Consider the following 16,712-nt stretch of genomic DNA (forward strand, 5'->3'; position numbering starts at 1 on the left):
TGAAAAATAATCAGTCTGCGAATTTCTAATAAAGGCGGAGCTGTGCTTAAACCAAAAACCGTGATTCCTCGGCAGTTCATACACGAGCACCCTATTCATCATGGCGAAGAATTTGGTGTGTTATGTTGGAATACTCAGAAACTTACCGAAACACCAGATTTTCATCGTGTTTTGGCTGGCGTTTTAGCAAACTACCCCTGTCTGTTTTTGTTGCTTCAAGAAGTAAAGCTGACGACGAAAAATAACTGGCTACTACCGCAATGGTCTTATGCTATTGCTCCAAATATGCAAACACGTCGCTCTGTTTATGGTGTACTCACCGCAAGCAAGTATGCTTTTACAGAAGCTCAAACTCGGCTAAGCAGAAAGCGCGAAGGCATGTTCGCAACACACAAAAGTTACATGCTCTCGTATCACTCGTTAGCAGAGGGCGGCTCATTGTTAGTCGTCAATGTTCATGCTATGAACTTTGTCCGTGCGAACCAATTTTCTCAAGAAATAGAGTTCATCAAAGAAGAGATATTAGGACACAAAGGACCGCTCATTGTGGCCGGCGATTTTAACGTGTGGAGCCGTCAACGCCGCTTGCGGTTGCTGCAATTCTGTCGCAGCGTGGGTCTACGGCAAGCTATTATGGTCGACCCACATCACATTAAAACCTACCGGCAGCACCCTCTCGACTTCATCTTCTATCGCGACCTGTCACTTCAAGGAACCTCAGCGATCGATACACGCAAAGTTTCTGACCATAATCCTCTTTATGCACGATTTAAATTATAGCGTCGAAACGTAAATTACGCCTAAGCGTATATTTTTCTATTTTGCGCTCTAGCGTATATTGCGAAATATTACGCTATGGCGTATAGTCACCAAACTAGCTATGAAACGCAATATTTCGGAGCAACTGAATCATGAATATCACCCGACCCGAGCAGCTGAGTACCTTAGTAAAAGACTACCGAAATAAACAAGGTCTCACCCAGGCAAATATTGCTGAGCTTGTCGGCATCCGCGTTGCTACCGTTTCGAATTTCGAAAATAACCCTGAGACTTGTAAATTAGAAACCGTTTTCAAAATTCTGGCGGCTCTGAACCTGAAAATTGATATAACGACTCGTAACGAATTACAAAACGACGATGCCTCTCAATGGAATGAAGGATGGTAACCCATGGACAAGCTTGATGTTTATATGAACGGCATTAAGGTTGGCGAATATACCCGAACGCGAAGCGGGGCGAATCAGTTCACCTATGACAAAAACTGGTTGGTATCCCCCGGAATACGCAGCATATCCATGTCATTACCGCTTCAAAGCACCCGGTACGAGGGACCAGAAGTTTATAATTATTTTGACAACCTTATTCCTGACTCTCGTGAAATTCGTGAACGCATTGTCGCTCGTTTCCAGGCTAACTCGACCGAGCCATTTGATATTTTGGCGCAAATCGGACGTGATTGCGTTGGTGCCATTCAGCTGGTTCCCCACCACTCTCCACCGCCCAATATTAAACATATTGAAGCCAGCCCACTCACTGACAAGCAAGTTGGCAAAATCCTGAGGGGATATCAATCTAAAACCCCGCTAGGCATGTTAAAGGACGAGCGCGACTTTCGTATCTCACTTGCCGGAGCGCAAGAGAAAACGGCCTTATTATTTCACAACGGACAGTGGCATTTACCGCATAACGCAACGCCGACAACTTATATTATCAAGCTACCCATTGGCGAAATTCAGTCACATGACCGCGTCATCGACATGAAGCACAGCGTTGAAAATGAATACTTGTGCTTGAAAATCGCCAAAGCCTACGGATTTGACGCGGCAAATTGCGAGATCATCACACCCGACGGCATGAAAGCACTCGCCGTGGAACGCTTTGATCGCAAGCTCAGCGCAGATGGTTCATGGATTATGCGTCTTCCCCAAGAAGATTTCTGCCAGGTCACAGGTACCTCGCCGGCCAGAAAATATGAAACTGATGGCGGCCCAACAATCGCAGCAATCATGAAAGAACTGCTGGGCTCAGGCAATCCCAAAGAAGACCGCCATGTGTTTATGCGCGCACAGGTTTTATTTTGGTTGTTGGGGGCTACCGACGGTCATGCGAAGAACTTTTCAATTTTTATTGAGCGAGGAAGCCAATATCGTCTCACCCCTCTGTATGACATCTTGTCAGCTTTTCCTGCCATTAGTAAAAAGGGCTTACACGAAAAAGATCTCAAGCTAGCCATGTCTCTCAAAGGTAGTCGGGAAAGAAAGTACGAATGTCGTATGATTCGTCGCGAGCACTTTCTGGCGACAGCGAAAGAAGTCGGCTTCAGTGAAGATTCCATGAATGGAATATTGGATGAAATGGCTGCTCGAACGGAAGACGTTATACAAACAGTTACCAGTGAATTACCCGCTACGTTCCCAAGCTTTATTGCTGATCCGATCTTCGATGGCATGCGCAGATATGCACAGCGGCTCGCGCGTTAATCCGGCGCGTTACGCTGACTGGGCGCTTGCTTGAAGTCGCTGATCAGGTTGTGAGGATCCTGAATTTCACGTTGGTTCCTGGTTGCCTCACACCACCAATGCAACTGTAAAAAAGTACGATTAAAGTAACTGTCCCAGCGTTCTTTATCACTGACAGAGTCCTGATAGTTGCCCTCGGTATCAAATACTTCGTGCGCTTTTGGTAAATGAAGCATAGCCGATACGGGTAAGCAGCCGAGCTCGCCCAGGAAGGTTCTCAAGCCAACCGCCGCCCTTGCGCCACCCCACTGCCCTGCCGAGTAGGTCACGATGGCGCTGGGTTTGTATGAGAATAGTGATGCACCAAAATGATTGAGAAGATTTGCTAATGCTGGACTCATGGAATGGTTATATTCGGGACTAACCATAACATAGCCGTCGGCGGCTTCGATCTTAGTTGCTAACTCACTTAAATGTTGTGGGGCAGATTGGCTTGCGTAAGCGAAGTGAGGCTTGAAAACCGGCTCCATCTCGAGGTCCAGCGGGTCTATAAGTTCGATAGTACTGTCTGGAAAATTCGCTCGTAACACGCGCTGACAGGCTAACGCCACTCGCTCACCCAATCGCGCCGGTTTTGGTGGTGAACTTTGTCTGACACTGCCAAGAAAAATGAGTATGTTCATAAGTTATCCTGTTGTTTCGTGTTTCACGAGATTGCCTTCATGATCTAATACCAGCGTGCCATCTTCTTTAAAATAGGGTCCCGCAGGCCACTTATCGATGAGTGTTAACACCGTCTCACTGGGTCGGCACAGCTTGACGCCTTTTGGTGTGCAAACAATAGGCCGGTTCACCAATACCGGGTATTTGAGCATCGCGGCCAGAAGTTCGTCCTCACGGACATTTTCGTTAAGTAAACCCAGTTCCTCTGCGGGTGACCTGGTCACCCGCAGCGCCTATTTGGGGGTTAGATCGGCGGCGGCAAAGAGCGCCATCAGTTGCGGCCTGGTCCATCCTTCGCTCAGGTAATCAATGACAGTGGGAGAATAACCTGCATCCTTTATAATTTGCAGTACATTTCTGGATGTGCCGCAGTCGGGATTATGGTGAATTACTATCATTACTTGTCCCTCAGATAACTGGTTTCAGCAGCCGCTGAATAGTCACGACCAGGAGATTCTGCCGGAAAGTGATGACGTGTTTTATTCGCAATTCTAACCAGCGCCAGCATGAGTGGTACTTCCACCAACACTCCGACAACAGTGGCTAAAGCCGCGCCGGATTGCAGTCCAAAAAGGGCAATCGCAACCGCGACCGCTAGTTCGAAGAAGTTACTGGCACCAATCATGCCGGCTGGCGCTGCTACGTCATGAGGAACTTTCCATTTCTTTGCCCACCCGTAAGCCAAGAAGAAAATCAGGAAGGTTTGAATGATTAGCGGAATCGCTATCAGCACAATATGCAGCGGCTTGGTAATTATCACATCGCCCTGAAACGCAAACAGCAACACTAAGGTCGCGATCAAACCAACAGGTGTAACGCGAGAAATCCGTTTCATGAATACATTTTTGAACCACTCGTTACCACGGGCTTTAATAACCGCCTGTCGCACTAACACAGCAGCGGCTAACGGAATCACGATATAGAGTACTACCGAAAGTAAAACCGTGTCCCATGGTACCTGGATGTTTGACACGCCCAGCAGCAGAACCACGATCGGCGCAAACGCAACCAGCATGATCAGGTCATTGATTGCAACTTGCACCAGGGTATAGGCGGCATTACCGCGAGTGAGGTAGCTCCAGACAAATACCATCGCAGTACAGGGTGCTGCACCTAAAAGAATTGCTCCCGCCAGGTACTGGTTTGCCGTCTCGGCAGTGAGAAAAGGCTCAAACACTACCTTGAAGAAAAACCAGGCAATTGCAAACATCGTGAAGGGCTTAATCAGCCAGTTCACCGTGGTGGTAATAATAAGCCCTTTAGGTTGCCGCCGTACGCCCTTCACCGAGGTAAAATCGATTTGTAGCATCATTGGGAATATCATCGCCCAAATTAACAACGCCACCGGTATGGATACCTGCGCGTACTCAAAGCGGGACAGGTTTTCTGGTATGGAGGGAGCGAACTGGCCCAGCAGCACCCCGGCCACAATCGCCAGCGCCACCCACAACGACAGGTAGCGCTCAAATCGACCCATGCCTTCGACTACTGAGGGTGCTTTTAACGGGTTTGTCATAGTAGTTTCCCTAAACTGAATGCTGATTTGCGCGCTGACTTAATTGTTTGGTGCTTTCCCTGAAGTCACTGAAAGCCTGTTCAAATTCGGCTCTGTTGTTCTCGAGCGTTGTTTTAAGCACGATACTGGCCCATTCGGGTAGTTCAGGTGAAATCCGGTAGTACATCCACTTCCCCCGGCGCTCACTCGTAACCAGCCCACACTTTCGCAATTGACCCAAATATTGCGAAGCCTTTGGCTGATCGATTCTCAGCGCATCGGTTATTTCGCAAACACAAGCTTCTCCAGCCTCCTGAATCAGGCAAAGGCAGGTTAAACGATTGAGATCAGCCAGGCATTTATAAAACTGCACAGTATTCATAATAAACACATTCATTATTTAATATATATGGATATTCGCATGTGTTCGGTTTGTATGCAAGCGGTGCGTGTTTTTTGCGGTGCCGGGAAGTCAGCCGCAGCTGGTAGGAGCTTCAAGGACGTTGAAAACTGGGGAAAATAAGAACAAAGGCTTTTAGTTGAGTTTCGAGATTAATTCGCGAACCTCGTCAGCAGTTAATGGCCTCACCAGACGATCCACTTCTTTACCATCGCGTAGGAGTATCAAAGTCGGCCAGAGCTTTACCCTGAACGCACGCCCCAGTCGTTTGCCCTTTCCGTCATATATTTTAATATGACGCAGCCCTGAATGCTCAGCTACAGCTTCTTTTATCGCGGGGCTTGCTGCCTGACAGTGTCCGCACCAGGGCGCGCCAAAATCAAGTAAAGTATCGCCGGGTAACTCGCTAATTTGTTCAAATGTAAATGATTCTTCTGTGTACTCAGAGTTAGAACCAATATCGTTGGTTGTCATGCCATTTACTCCTTTAATCCCTGTACTGATAGAGCAGATTATAGCCTATGGCGGCCACATTCGACATGCTCTGACAGGTGGTATTATTCCAGCGAAACGATGGCTGCGCCTCAAAGGCAAAGGTTAAAGCAGGCTGATTTTCGCGTTTACACCGAAGCTGTGCTAGAACTTTACAGGCAAACAATTTTTGAACAAATGCAGATTTTGCATACTACGGAGGAAACACTTATGCGTATCCAGTTCTCAGGCAAAAGAAGCAGCGTTACGTTATGTACTGTAGCGTTGACAACCTTAGCGGTGGGGGGCTGCACGGGTACGCACGAGGAGCTCCAGCGTGCTAAGGCTATGCATGAGGAAAGGGTGATGCAGCGCGCCCTCGAAGAGTATCGAACGGCGGGCACCAGCCGGGCAGAGCTGTGGGAAATGCCGAGTGAACAGGCTGCTGAATATGAAGAGCGCTTGAGAGTCCGGGCGAATAACGATGTAGATAATTATCTGCAGCCCGCAAATGTGCAGCCGATAGCCTGTGATCTTGATGCGGATACCAGAGCCTGGGTGATGTTTCAAATGAGCGCTGAAGGCCGCGAGCAGGTACTCAGAAACGAAGCACAACATGGCACGCGCACTGAATCAGCTCCTGAGATTAGGATCATAAGCGGTACTTGCGATCAGCGTAAGCTCCAGGGAGAGTTTGTGGCTTTATATAGTTACGACTTCAGCTTCCTGAGCCCAGATTTTTCAACCGCGACGAAAGTAACAGGCCGCTCCGAAGGCACGATGAAAAATGGCGTACCGGATGGCGAGTTGCAGGCCACCAGAAAGGATATGTCGACTTCCAGTTTTTCCAGCGAACCGAGAGCCACCTACTACCACCGGATAAGTCGCCACGAAAACAGCGAACGCGTAGGCAGTTCTGCAACTCTCACGCAGACCAGTGGTAATGAGTCTTTGAATGTCACTCATGTGTTAAGCGACCGTCGCCAACTTGGCTTAAGCTGGATGCAAGGGCAACCCAATACTCGCTTCTTTTTGCTTGATGGTGAACTGGACGGTTATATGCAGTTTGCCAATGCCACGTTGAGTGATAGTCCACATTGCTACCGCCGGGGCACACAACTTTCAAGCAACACTTATTGTGAAAGTATTAAAAATGAGCTGGAAGCATTGGTACCCTAACCCGACAACATCCGCCGATTTAGATGTTTATACCATCGGTTGCCCGCCCACAGAGAGGCGGCGATATAGGGAATGCCGCCCAGCACCCACATGATCAGGCCAGCCAGTTGCTGGTCCTGCAGATGGCGGGCCTCGCCATATAAAGGTGCGCCAGCGAAGGTTAGAAGCGCTCCTAAGAACCCGGTGTGCATCAGGGTGAAAAGCAGCGCCAGCAACGCAAACGGGGCTTTGCGGGCGTTGGCGTACAATACCGACCACCAGAACCAGACGGCGGTGATTAAAAAGCAGGCATGTTCAAATACATGCACCCAGGGGTCGTTCACCGCCAGCATATAAAAGACCGGGATATGCCAGAACCAGATCATAAACCCGTGGAGGTAGGCACATAGCATGGGGTAGCGGGTAATCTTGAAAGCAAGGCCCCAGAAGCGCCGCCCATGTCGGCCAAAGGCCACAAATAACTGCGGCAGCGGCTTACAAAACGTGAACAGTGGCGCTATCACCACCATCATAAACATGTGCTGGGTCATGTGGGCGGCGGCGCTAACTTCCGCCCATTCGTCCAGCGGACCCAGAATGGTCATCAGAGTAATGATTGCCGTGCCGTGGAACAGCCACCGACGCCAGGTACGCGTGGGGCTGCGCCTGGCTCCCAGGATATACATCAGCCAGAAGATCCCCACCGCCAGCGCAGTCAGGCCGGAAGCTAATCGTTCCTGACCGTCACTGGTGACCGGGTTATGAGCAAAAGCCACCGGAATCCAAAGCGCCACTAACGCCAGCAGCGCCGCAATAACAAGAGCTAGACGCATGGCGGCAGTAGCGCGCTTGGTAGACCAATCGCCAGCGTTGCAACGGCTGCCAGTAAATAAAGTGCCGCTGAAGTTCTCAGCAGAAAGCGCGCATTACCGCGTTCAGCCGGCGTAGAACGATAGGCCAGCCAGGCCAAATAAAGCAACAAGGTAGCGAACACCAGGGTATGCAACAACAGCACGGCATTCAGCCAGGTCGATGATCCGGCTTCGGCAGGCGGCGGCGCGATTGCACAACCGGCCCCCTGACCTCCGTAAAGCACCACGTAATACACGGCCCATATCAGCAATCCGGAAAACAGATGTAACGGGTGAGCACGCAGTGTTTTCATGCCGGCCCCCAGGCTATGGGTAATAGTAAGAATGACGCCACGCTGCACCAGAAGATCGCCAGGGTAAATATCCACATGGGTCTTAACACGACCGGCTCATAAGGCAGCTTTTTACTCACATAACCGAAGCGAACGCGCAGCGCCTGCAGGCCGGTTGCGATGACAGTGATGGAACTATGGAAAATAAGAAACATCAGCATCACAAAGAGCACGGCGTCATGGGTATATTCAGTGGTCGCCAGTGGTGAAGCAAAAGTAATCCAGGCTAATAGCGCCAGATGCGCCGCCCCTGTCCCGGTGGCCACCCAGAACCGGCTTTCCAGCCCGCTATCGTTGCCGGCCTTCAGCTTTTTCACCGCGCCGCTATACCACCAGGTGGCACCGGTTAACAGCAGACCACTTAGCGCCATCATGGGTAATGAGATGGGTGACTCGTCCGGTACCGCCCAGTTAGGGGCTACCGTCCATAAGTACAACCAGCCGAATAACAAGGCTAAATATAAGGCGCCGTCAGCCAGCAGGGTAATCACCATACCCCATAAGCCCGAGCCATCGGTGGTGCGTGATTGCAAAGGCGCTTCTTCGGGCTCTTTATCACCAAGCGGCGCCGCTTTCGGGTGACCGCCATTCTCCCAGCTCCAGCGGAACAGAAACACGGCAGCAACGGCGGCAGCTACCATAGCGACCGTATAACTGCGTACCAGCAGACTCACACATAACACGGCAAGGACGGCCGCGGTGATCAGCGGCAACCATGAATTGGTCGGCAACAGCATCACTTCTTTAAGCTTGCCGGTAATGGCATCGGTACCAAAGGTTTCACGCCGGCCGTGTTCTATCTGCGTTAAACCGTGTTCGCCCGCCGGGATACTTTCCAGTAGTTCCGGTTGATTCCACAAAGGATGCCGGCTTTTTATCTCGGGCAGACTGGCGAAATTATACATCGGCGGAGGGGTCCCGGTAGCCCATTCCAGCGTGTCCGCATTCCAGGGATTGGAGCCGGCCTTGCGACCAAAACGAAAGTGCAGCACCACATCAATAATGATCATGGCAACACCTGTAGCAATCACAAAGCTCCCCACTGAAGAAAGGAGATTCAGCCAGTCCCAGCCTGCTCCCTCCCCGTAGGTATAAAAACGTCTTGGCATGCCCAGCAGGCCCGTCAGATGCATCAGGAAGAAGGTGGCGTTAAAACCAATAAAGGTCAGCCAGAAGCCCCAGCGGCCCAGGCGCTCTGAGGGCATACGCCCGGAAAAATGCGGCAACCAGTAATACAGCCCGCCGATTAACGGAAACAGCATGCCACCGACCAGCACATAGTGCAGGTGCGCCACCACAAAGTGGCTATCGTGAACCTGCCAGTTAAAGGGCACCATCGCCAGCATCACGCCAGTTAAGCCACCGATGACGAAGATAAACAGAAAGCCAAATATCCATAACATCGGCAGGCTGTAAACTACCCGCCCGGTCCATATGGTGGCCAGCCAGGCGAAAATCTGAATGGCGGTGGGGATGGCCACCATCATGCTGGCCATGGAGAAAAAAGCCTGGGCCATCTGGGGGATGCCCACAGTAAACATATGGTGTGCCCACAGCCCGAAACTAATGAAGCCGGTCAGAATAACCGCCATCACTATCCAGCGGTATCCGACCAGAGGGCGGCCGGTAAAAACCGGCAGAATAGTAGAGACCATGCCAGCGGCAGGTAGAAATATTATGTACACTTCGGGATGTCCAAACAGCCAGAACAAGTGCTGCCATAAAATAGGATCGCCACCAGCGGCCACGTCAAAAAAGGGCATACCTGCAGCACGCTCCAGTTCCAGCAAAATACTGGCGAGAATAAGCGGCGGAAAACCAAACACAATCATCAGCGCCGTTACCAGAATGTACCAGCAGAAAATCGGCATCTTGCTCAGTGTCATGCCCTGTGTGCGCGAGCGTAATATAGCAACGGTGAGTTCAATACCTGCGGACACGGCGGATATTTCAACGAAGGTAATACCCAGCAACCAGAAATCCGAGCCGGGACCGGGCGAAAATTCAGCGTTGCTGAGCGGGGTATACATAAACCAGCCAGCATCAGGGGCAATCCCCAGCAACAGGCTCGACAGAACAATGATGCCGCCAAACAGATAACAATAGTAACCCAGTGCGCTGAGCCGCGGAAAAATCAGGTCGCGGGCACCAATCATTTTCGGGATCAGGTAAATAGCCGCGCCTTCCAGAATAGGAATAGCGAACAGAAACATCATTACCGTGCCATGCATGGTAAACATCTGGCTGTATAAACCAGGGCTTAGGGTGTCCTGGTCTGGCAGCGCTAACTGAGTGCGGATAAGCATGGCCAGCAAACCGCCGATCAGGAAGAAGATACCGCCTGTTACCATAAACCGGCGCCCTACCGAGGTATGATTGACCGCCGCTAAAGCGCCCCATCCAGGCAGGTTCCTCCAGACTTTATCAAAACGCTGATGCAAGTTATCTGGTTCAGTCATTTGTTTCAGCGCCCTCCTGCTGTAACCACGCCTCAAAATCTTCAGCGCTAAGCGCTATTATGGTGAAGCCCATAACAGCGTGCCCACCACCACAGAATTCTGCACACTGTCCGCTATACTCACCAACTTGATTTGCCTCAAGCCGTAATACATTGGTACGGCCGGGAATCGCATCGATCTTGCCGCCCAGACGCGGCGACCAGAACGAATGAATAACGTCTGCGCTGCTTATATGAAAATCGACAGGGGTATCCACAGGGATATGAATTTCATTGATTGCCTGGATATCGGTATCCGGATAAGAAACCTCCCAGAACCACTGACGGGCTTTGATATCGATCCGCATCCCTTCCCCTTGCTGGAGAGGTAAAGGCAATAAACTGTGACCAATGGGAATACCGAACGTCAGCAGCGCGGTGATGGTGACCACCGGCAGGGCAATCCCGCCGGCCAGGATCCACCGGTTTTGTATCCGCTGAGCTTCAGCGTCGCTGAGTTCCTCGTTGTTACGACGTACCGCATACCAACACAGCAAGATGAGGCCGATGAAAATAGTCAGGGCACCGATGAGCATCGCCCAGGTCAGCGCGGCCACTGACCCGGCTGCGGGTCCGGCCGGATCGAGGCTTGAATAAGGCCCGCTGCAGCCGCTCAAGAGCATTAGGCTGGCGGCGACTGTGGCTGCTGCTAATGTCTTTTTCATAGTGGCCACGCGAAAGCCTCCGGCGCGTCCGGCTTGGACAATGCCAGCCAGACAATACCCACCATCACCAGAATCAGAATCACAGAAGAGAGCCTGCTCAGAAGTCGCAGATCCTGGTATTGCTGACGTTCCGCGCGGGTAATTAACATCCCTAACAACCCATGAATAATCACCAGGATGGTGACCAGCGTGAGTTTAGCGGCTAACCAGAATTCGACGGCGTCGGTCAGCATTACAACAATGGCGCCCGCCGCCATAGCAACCAGTGCCGCAGGGGTGGCTATATAAGTGAATACAACATGCGCGATGGAGTCATGGTTGCCGGGGGTACGCTCAAACTCGTCGGCTGATTTAGCCGCCCCGGCCAGCAATACAGGAATATATAAAATCCCGGCAGCCCAGAATAACAAAGCAATGATATGAAGCGATAGAAACCATATCACGTGTCAGCACTCCCCTATGCGCTAATACAGAAGAGTATTCAGCTTTGCAGGCGAAACGCATTTTTGCAAGGTAACGACCTGGTTTGCCGGTTATTTTTTATACGCTCAACTTGCCGGTAGACCACACAATAGCGATTCGCTACTATAAGTTCAGTTCATGAGGGGCTTTTTCCACAATGGGAAGCGCCCTCTGAAGCGAAACCTTAAGGCGCCTTTATGAAGAATGTAATTATCGTTCTCGTTACCATAATCATTCATAGTGCAATTTCTTATTACTATGGGATTGATTACAACCTGATTAGAGAACCATTCTCGTTTTACTCTTTTTTGCGAGACATCTCGTTATTTACAGCCGTATATTTATCTATTTTGTGTCTATGTAAGTTCTTTACGTACATGAAAGATAAGTCTTCTTCCTTAAAAAATAGTATTTAAACTCAAATAACGGCGGGGCGCCTGCCTCACCCATCCCTAAAAATGGCAAAAATTCAGTGATTACTTGCTTTCAGTTCGACGAATGGACGTATCGGGTTGACGACTACGTTTTGATTCATAGCAGTGGCGAAAGCATTCAGCTTGAGCCCCGGCTAGGCAGACTGCTGGAAATGTTTTGCCTGAATCCGAGGCAGGTACTTAGTCGTGACCACATTATTGCGGAGTTATGGGCACCGCGCATCGTTTCTGACGAAAGCCTGACTGTTGCCATTAGTCAACTGCGGCGATACCTGCGGCAAACAGACTCCACCAGGCTTATTAAAACCATATCTGGACGTGGCTATGCCTGGCAGCCTGACACTAAGGCAGCTACGTCCATCGCAGCTACATCGACGCGCAATACCAGAACGACCCGATGGCTGACTGCGGGTATTGTGGCCAGCGCAATGGTAGTGATAAGCGCAGTCTTGTGGTGGCCAAAGTCAGGGGTACCCAACGCAGCAACCACGCCGCCGGCTTTTATTGAGCAGTTAAATCACGCCGCTAAACTGGTGGCCAACCAAAGTGATATAGATAAAGCCATAGGGTTATATCGCGATGTGCTTGCGGAAGGTCCGAATGCGGCAGCATATTACGGGCTGGCGCAGGCCAAACTGGCACGCATATCGCCCCATGAGATCCCGTTACACGCCGACGAACTAACCGGATTAATAGAGCGTGCGCTCGACGAAGACCCAGCATTACCGGAAGCTGAATGGCTACTGGGCATGATCCATTTTTACGGGCACTGGGATTTTGCGAGGGCTAAAACCATGCTGGTGGCCGAATTCAACCGGGATAATCGCTCGCCCAGGTTCTTACAGCAATTCTCCGAAGTGATGCTGGCGCTGGGAGAGGCCGCCTGGGTCGAACGCGCCATACATGAACTACGCCGCCATCATCCGGAATTTTATGCAGCGCCAACACTCGCCTGGCTGCACTTATTGTTAGGCGACCCGGATTCAGCTCAGCAGGAGATCGAGCGTATTCTGGCGGCTGAACCAGCGAGCTTCAATTTGCACGTTTCGGCGCAACATGTTGCTTATCAGGCCGGCGATATGAACACGGCCTGGTTCCATCTTGACGCTTTATTGGCGCTAACTCAGATAAATGAAGCTGACAGAACGCGGCTACAGCAGGCCTTCGACAGGGGCGGTCTTGCTGCAGTCCATCGCAGTCTCATGGATAACCTGGTGTCAGGTGATTTGGGCCATTATCGCCCACCCATCGCGAGCGCACGGCACGCCCTGGTTGCCGGTGATCACGAACGCGCTATCCGCTATATAGCGCAAGCCGTTGAACAGCGTCAATGGGAAGCCTTATGGTTGCTTGTTGACCCGCATTACGCACCTTTATATGAACATCCCGATTTCATTGCCATTGCGAACGAGTTCCGCAATATCACTCGTGCGAATTAACATAAATTAAGGTCATATTTACTTAATCTTCAGGACATACTACGGCAGCTAATCAAGACTCATGACTTTTCACCTCAGGGAACAAAGTCATGAAGAACAAAATCACGGCCGCGCTATGCGTCATTGCAATGATTTTCAGTAGTGCAGCCATTTCTGCAGAAAATTGGCACACCTTTAAGGGGAGTAATCAGCGCAGTGGATCCGTTTCGCTGAACTTCCCAACTGAATTATCTACGGTTTGGCAGCATCGTATCCCCACGAAAGTCACGTCCTCGCCTGTCGTGGTTGATGAGCAACTGCTCATCGGTGGCCTTGACGGTGTGCTTTATGCGTTTGACCTGGATACCCACACCATAAACTGGACGCTGGCCACCCAAGGAAGCATCCGCGCCACACCGACCACAGATCAGTCGCATGGCTACGTATTAAGCGAAGACGGATTTTTCTATGCTTTTAACTTAGTCACCGGCCGCATTCAGTGGCGCTTCGAAACCCTGGGCGAGCAGCGCTTTGCCGCGTACGGTTATAACGCCATGGAAGAAAACAAGCCTGTAGTCGATCCCTGGGACTACTTATCCTCTTCTGCATTAGTAACCGATGAATTAGTCATTTTTGGAAGCGGCGACAGCCATATTTATGCATTAAACCGAACGACCGGCGAGCGGGTTTGGTCGTTTAAAACCGGCGGCGTGGTTCACAGTTCTCCTGCTTTGTGGGAAGACTATGTCATTGTCGGCTCCTGGGACAGCAATGTGTACGCACTGGAATTGGCGTCCGGGAAATTGGTCTGGAAACACGAAACTGAATCGGAACAAAAATACAGTCTCTGGATCGGTGTGCAGGCTAGCCCGGCGGTTTTTAATGATAAAGTTTACATTGGTAGCCGCGACGGCTTTCTATATAGCCTGGACGCGAAAACTGGCGGACAAATCTGGCGTTATGACATGGCGAAGTCCTGGGTGGTCACCACAGTTGCCGTTGATCATGAGCAGGTTTACGTCGGTAGTTCTGATACCGGACTGGCCATTGCGATTAATCGCAACGATGGCATCGAGAGCTGGCGCTATGAAATCAACAGCTGGAATTACAGTTCGCCGCTGCTGTTCAATGACAGCGTTCTGTTCAGTTCGATGCTGGGTAAGGTTGTGGCGCTTAACAGATCCGACGGAGCGACTATATGGAAACAGGAGCTCGGTGCCTACCAGGACGACACCTATCAGATTATGAGCGAAGACGGCAAGCTAAGGGCAGCTGACTACAACGGCATATACGGCTTAATGGCACGGGTTCTTGCCAGTGGTGGTTTTATGGCTTCGCCAATCTGGACCGATAACCGCTTAATTATGGTCAGTAATGCCGGTGAAATTTCTATTTGGCAAGCAGATAAGTAAGATATTATTCGCAGAAATTTATCTGATGAAATAGTGGTAAGAAAAGCATAGTGACGCGTTACGAACCCCAGCAAGTTGCACTTTTAACTAAGCATGGAAAGGCTCAGTGGATAGCGCCTGAACTGGCAAACGTGGGCTTAGCGGTGGTGCCGACAGAAGCGTTCGACACTGACTTATTCGGCACTTTTAGTGGCGAACAGGAGCGTACGGCCAGCCCGCTCGAATGCGCAAAGCGCAAAGCGGCCCTCGCCTGCGAATTGACCGGGCTGCGGCTGGGTTTAGGCAGTGAGGGTAGCTTTGGTGGTGGGCCGATGCCGGGATTGATGAACTGGGATCAGGAAATTTTAGTCCTTTACGATGCTTCTCAAGACTTTTACGTAACCGCCGTTGCGTCCGCCGCGATCAGCTTGCGGGACTTTAGTGATAACGACTTGCCGGAATTAACGAGTAAATTAGCGCAGTTCGCGTCAGGTCAGGCCTGGATGGTACATACCGACAAAGGCATCTTTAAGGATATGTACTCCGCATCCGCAATTTACGCGCTACTGCGAGAGCATAACCTATGGGATGGTGAGAAGTTTTATGGTGAATACCTACGAATTCAACCGGACTATCGCGCGATGAACTGCCCTGAGCGCCAGCGCTTCATAGCGTCTGCCGCGGCACAGTTACGTGAGCGCTTACTATCGCTATGCCCGGAGTGTGGCGAGGTCAACTTCTGGCTGACGGATGTGCGCCGCGGCTTGCCTTGTCAGCAGTGTGGGCTGCCCACCGAGCTGACCAACAAAACAATTAAATCCTGTTCCGCTTGTGACTTCACTGTAGAACAACCCGTCGCGGAAAAATACGCTGACCCCATGCATTGCCAGGTATGTAATCCATGAAAACCGAATACTTAAAGGCTGACAGCCCTGCTGACTTATCCCGAGCCGCTGACTGGTTAAAACAAGGTGAGCTGGTCGCGGTACCAACTGAGACCGTATATGGCCTTGCGGCCGATGCGACCAACCCGGCTGCGGTCGAAAAGATCTTCGAAGCCAAAGGCCGCCCGAAAAACCACCCGCTGATCACGCATATCCGCGATTTGGGCCAACTTGATTTCTGGGCCCAACGCCCGCCCGCATGGCTCTATTCTGCGCTTGAAACCGCCTGGCCCGGCCCGTTGACCGTGGTGCTGCGCAAACAGCCATGGATTAACAACACAGTGACCGGCGGTTTAGATACTATCGGCCTGCGGGTGCCATCGCATCCGGCCCTTCTCGAGCTGATGAAAACCGGCGAACTGGCGCTGGCCGCTCCCTCGGCAAATTTATATCAGCAACTCACCCCGACTACCCCGGAGCAGGTGCGCGCCGCACTGGATGGCCGGATTGCGGCGATTCTGGATGGTGGGCGGTGCCAGTTAGGTACCGAATCAACCATCGTCGGCATAAGTGAAAATCAGGTAACGGTTCTACGCGCCGGCCCGCTGCAGCGACGCGAGTTTGAAGCCCTGTTCCCGGTTCCCGTGGTCGCCCCTGCATACCATCAGGAGCAAGTGCCGGGTAACAAGCGTGTGCATTACCGCCCCACGACACCGGTCTACCTTAAATCCTGCGAAGAAATCATGAATGCGGGGGCACGAAGCGATTTAGTCTGCCTCTACTTTTCTGACGAACTCAGCCAATGGCACTCAGAACAAAGCGATCTCAAAGGCATTGCCATGCCTGCTGACGCCGTGGGTTATCGCCATGCGCTCTATGCTTCTCTTTACCTGGCCGATCAACGCAACGCCGGCGCGATCTGGATCGAGATGCCGCCGAAAGCTGAAGGCTGGGACGATATCTGGGACAGGCTACACCGGGCCACGCTCAGTTGACACCAGCCTGAGTGATCTATACTTGCTAACGAAGCGTATTTATATATGACTAAATC

The 16,712-nt window shown here is 51.3% G+C and carries 18 protein-coding genes; 8 read left to right on the plus strand and 10 right to left on the minus strand.

The features are described from left to right. Window positions 1–42 precede the first annotated feature (42 nt). The 3 genes from IDSA_RS06440 to IDSA_RS06450 all read left to right on the plus strand — a co-directional run bounded on the left by IDSA_RS06440 (window position 43) and on the right by IDSA_RS06450 (window position 2,480). A complete protein-coding gene (locus tag IDSA_RS06440) occupies window positions 43–780 on the plus strand; it encodes an endonuclease/exonuclease/phosphatase family protein (protein ID WP_034775324.1) in 738 nt (245 codons plus the stop codon). Between the two features lie 131 nt (window positions 781–911). Continuing rightward, entirely contained in the window at window positions 912–1,166 is a 255-nt protein-coding gene (locus IDSA_RS06445) for a helix-turn-helix domain-containing protein (RefSeq protein WP_034775326.1), read from the plus strand. A gap of 3 nt (window positions 1,167–1,169) precedes the next feature. Beyond that, window positions 1,170–2,480, plus strand: coding sequence for a type II toxin-antitoxin system HipA family toxin (locus tag IDSA_RS06450; RefSeq protein WP_034775328.1), 1,311 nt, complete (start codon window positions 1,170–1,172; stop codon window positions 2,478–2,480). Here the strand turns inward: IDSA_RS06450 and IDSA_RS06455 are convergent. The 5 genes from IDSA_RS06455 to IDSA_RS06475 all read right to left on the minus strand — a co-directional run bounded on the left by IDSA_RS06455 (window position 2,477) and on the right by IDSA_RS06475 (window position 5,551). Next, a complete protein-coding gene (locus tag IDSA_RS06455) occupies window positions 2,477–3,142 on the minus strand; it encodes an NADPH-dependent FMN reductase (RefSeq protein ID WP_034775330.1) in 666 nt (221 codons plus the stop codon). The genes IDSA_RS06450 and IDSA_RS06455 overlap by 4 nt on opposite strands. Window positions 3,143–3,145: 3 nt before the next feature. After that, a complete protein-coding gene (locus IDSA_RS12310) occupies window positions 3,146–3,406 on the minus strand; it encodes an ArsC/Spx/MgsR family protein (protein ID WP_332248928.1) in 261 nt (86 codons plus the stop codon). A gap of 173 nt (window positions 3,407–3,579) precedes the next feature. Then, on the minus strand, window positions 3,580–4,659 hold the full coding sequence (gene arsB / locus IDSA_RS06465; protein WP_126760571.1) for an ACR3 family arsenite efflux transporter: 1,080 nt from the start codon (window positions 4,657–4,659) through the stop codon (window positions 3,580–3,582). 49 nt (window positions 4,660–4,708) lie between these two features. Next, complete coding sequence (locus IDSA_RS06470) at window positions 4,709–5,059, minus strand: ArsR/SmtB family transcription factor (protein ID WP_084694075.1); 351 nt, start codon at window positions 5,057–5,059, stop codon at window positions 4,709–4,711. 153 nt (window positions 5,060–5,212) lie between these two features. Next, window positions 5,213–5,551 carry a thioredoxin family protein gene (locus IDSA_RS06475; protein ID WP_034775332.1) on the minus strand — a complete coding sequence of 113 codons (339 nt, stop codon included), beginning with the start codon at window positions 5,549–5,551 and terminating at the stop codon, window positions 5,213–5,215. Between the two features lie 228 nt (window positions 5,552–5,779). On the opposite strand from IDSA_RS06475, the gene IDSA_RS06480 reads away from it, so the two are divergent. Then, window positions 5,780–6,727: a hypothetical protein gene (locus tag IDSA_RS06480; RefSeq protein ID WP_126760554.1), complete on the plus strand. Its 948-nt coding sequence runs from the start codon at window positions 5,780–5,782 to the stop codon at window positions 6,725–6,727. Here IDSA_RS06480 and IDSA_RS06485 read toward each other — a convergent pair. From IDSA_RS06485 to IDSA_RS06505, 5 genes are read right to left on the minus strand one after another with little or no spacing between them, the layout of a single operon-like run. Then, complete coding sequence (locus IDSA_RS06485; protein ID WP_034775336.1) at window positions 6,724–7,539, minus strand: cytochrome c oxidase assembly protein; 816 nt, start codon at window positions 7,537–7,539, stop codon at window positions 6,724–6,726. The two genes, IDSA_RS06480 and IDSA_RS06485, sit on opposite strands and share 4 nt — an antisense overlap. Then, complete coding sequence (locus tag IDSA_RS06490; RefSeq protein ID WP_034775337.1) at window positions 7,530–7,871, minus strand: hypothetical protein; 342 nt, start codon at window positions 7,869–7,871, stop codon at window positions 7,530–7,532. The genes IDSA_RS06485 and IDSA_RS06490 overlap by 10 nt, the downstream gene beginning before the upstream one ends. Further along, complete coding sequence (gene ctaD / locus IDSA_RS06495; RefSeq protein WP_034775338.1) at window positions 7,868–10,369, minus strand: cytochrome c oxidase subunit I; 2,502 nt, start codon at window positions 10,367–10,369, stop codon at window positions 7,868–7,870. The genes IDSA_RS06490 and ctaD overlap by 4 nt, the downstream gene beginning before the upstream one ends. Then, a complete protein-coding gene (gene coxB, locus IDSA_RS06500) occupies window positions 10,362–11,072 on the minus strand; it encodes a cytochrome c oxidase subunit II (RefSeq protein ID WP_051986136.1) in 711 nt (236 codons plus the stop codon). The genes ctaD and coxB overlap by 8 nt, the downstream gene beginning before the upstream one ends. Then, on the minus strand, window positions 11,069–11,515 hold the full coding sequence (locus IDSA_RS06505) for a CopD family protein (RefSeq protein ID WP_034775339.1): 447 nt from the start codon (window positions 11,513–11,515) through the stop codon (window positions 11,069–11,071). Before IDSA_RS06505 ends, coxB begins: the two co-directional genes overlap by 4 nt. A 491-nt stretch (window positions 11,516–12,006) precedes the next feature. On the opposite strand from IDSA_RS06505, the gene IDSA_RS06510 reads away from it, so the two are divergent. The 4 genes from IDSA_RS06510 (at window position 12,007) to IDSA_RS06525 (ending at window position 16,656) form a co-directional block, all read left to right on the plus strand. After that, a complete protein-coding gene (locus IDSA_RS06510; RefSeq protein ID WP_034775340.1) occupies window positions 12,007–13,407 on the plus strand; it encodes a winged helix-turn-helix domain-containing protein in 1,401 nt (466 codons plus the stop codon). A gap of 89 nt (window positions 13,408–13,496) precedes the next feature. After that, a complete protein-coding gene (locus tag IDSA_RS06515) occupies window positions 13,497–14,798 on the plus strand; it encodes an outer membrane protein assembly factor BamB family protein (RefSeq protein ID WP_034775341.1) in 1,302 nt (433 codons plus the stop codon). Between the two features lie 50 nt (window positions 14,799–14,848). Then, on the plus strand, window positions 14,849–15,682 hold the full coding sequence (locus IDSA_RS06520) for a DUF6671 family protein (RefSeq protein WP_034775342.1): 834 nt from the start codon (window positions 14,849–14,851) through the stop codon (window positions 15,680–15,682). Next, window positions 15,679–16,656, plus strand: coding sequence for an L-threonylcarbamoyladenylate synthase (locus IDSA_RS06525; protein ID WP_034775343.1), 978 nt, complete (start codon window positions 15,679–15,681; stop codon window positions 16,654–16,656). Before IDSA_RS06520 ends, IDSA_RS06525 begins: the two co-directional genes overlap by 4 nt. The last annotated feature ends 56 nt before the right edge of the window (window positions 16,657–16,712 follow it).

The organism is Pseudidiomarina salinarum, from assembly GCF_000753715.1.
Classification (GTDB): domain Bacteria; phylum Pseudomonadota; class Gammaproteobacteria; order Enterobacterales; family Alteromonadaceae; genus Pseudidiomarina; species Pseudidiomarina salinarum.

What these genes read in the sequence shown, in the direction of transcription:
- IDSA_RS06490 (WP_034775337.1), bottom strand. Translation starts at nt 7,871, where the DNA reads ATGAAAACACTGCGTGCTCACCCGTTACATCTGTTTTCCGGATTGCTG.
- IDSA_RS06450 (WP_034775328.1), top strand. Translation starts at nt 1,170, where the DNA reads ATGGACAAGCTTGATGTTTATATGAACGGCATTAAGGTTGGCGAATAT.
- IDSA_RS06455 (WP_034775330.1), bottom strand. Translation starts at nt 3,142, where the DNA reads ATGAACATACTCATTTTTCTTGGCAGTGTCAGACAAAGTTCACCACCA.
- IDSA_RS06445 (WP_034775326.1), top strand. Translation starts at nt 912, where the DNA reads ATGAATATCACCCGACCCGAGCAGCTGAGTACCTTAGTAAAAGACTAC.
- IDSA_RS06470 (WP_084694075.1), bottom strand. Translation starts at nt 5,059, where the DNA reads ATGAATACTGTGCAGTTTTATAAATGCCTGGCTGATCTCAATCGTTTA.
- IDSA_RS06515 (WP_034775341.1), top strand. Translation starts at nt 13,497, where the DNA reads ATGAAGAACAAAATCACGGCCGCGCTATGCGTCATTGCAATGATTTTC.
- ctaD (WP_034775338.1), bottom strand. Translation starts at nt 10,369, where the DNA reads ATGACTGAACCAGATAACTTGCATCAGCGTTTTGATAAAGTCTGGAGG.
- IDSA_RS06485 (WP_034775336.1), bottom strand. Translation starts at nt 7,539, where the DNA reads ATGCGTCTAGCTCTTGTTATTGCGGCGCTGCTGGCGTTAGTGGCGCTT.
- IDSA_RS06480 (WP_126760554.1), top strand. Translation starts at nt 5,780, where the DNA reads ATGCGTATCCAGTTCTCAGGCAAAAGAAGCAGCGTTACGTTATGTACT.
- coxB (WP_051986136.1), bottom strand. Translation starts at nt 11,072, where the DNA reads ATGAAAAAGACATTAGCAGCAGCCACAGTCGCCGCCAGCCTAATGCTC.
- IDSA_RS06525 (WP_034775343.1), top strand. Translation starts at nt 15,679, where the DNA reads ATGAAAACCGAATACTTAAAGGCTGACAGCCCTGCTGACTTATCCCGA.
- IDSA_RS06475 (WP_034775332.1), bottom strand. Translation starts at nt 5,551, where the DNA reads ATGACAACCAACGATATTGGTTCTAACTCTGAGTACACAGAAGAATCA.
- arsB (WP_126760571.1), bottom strand. Translation starts at nt 4,659, where the DNA reads ATGGGTCGATTTGAGCGCTACCTGTCGTTGTGGGTGGCGCTGGCGATT.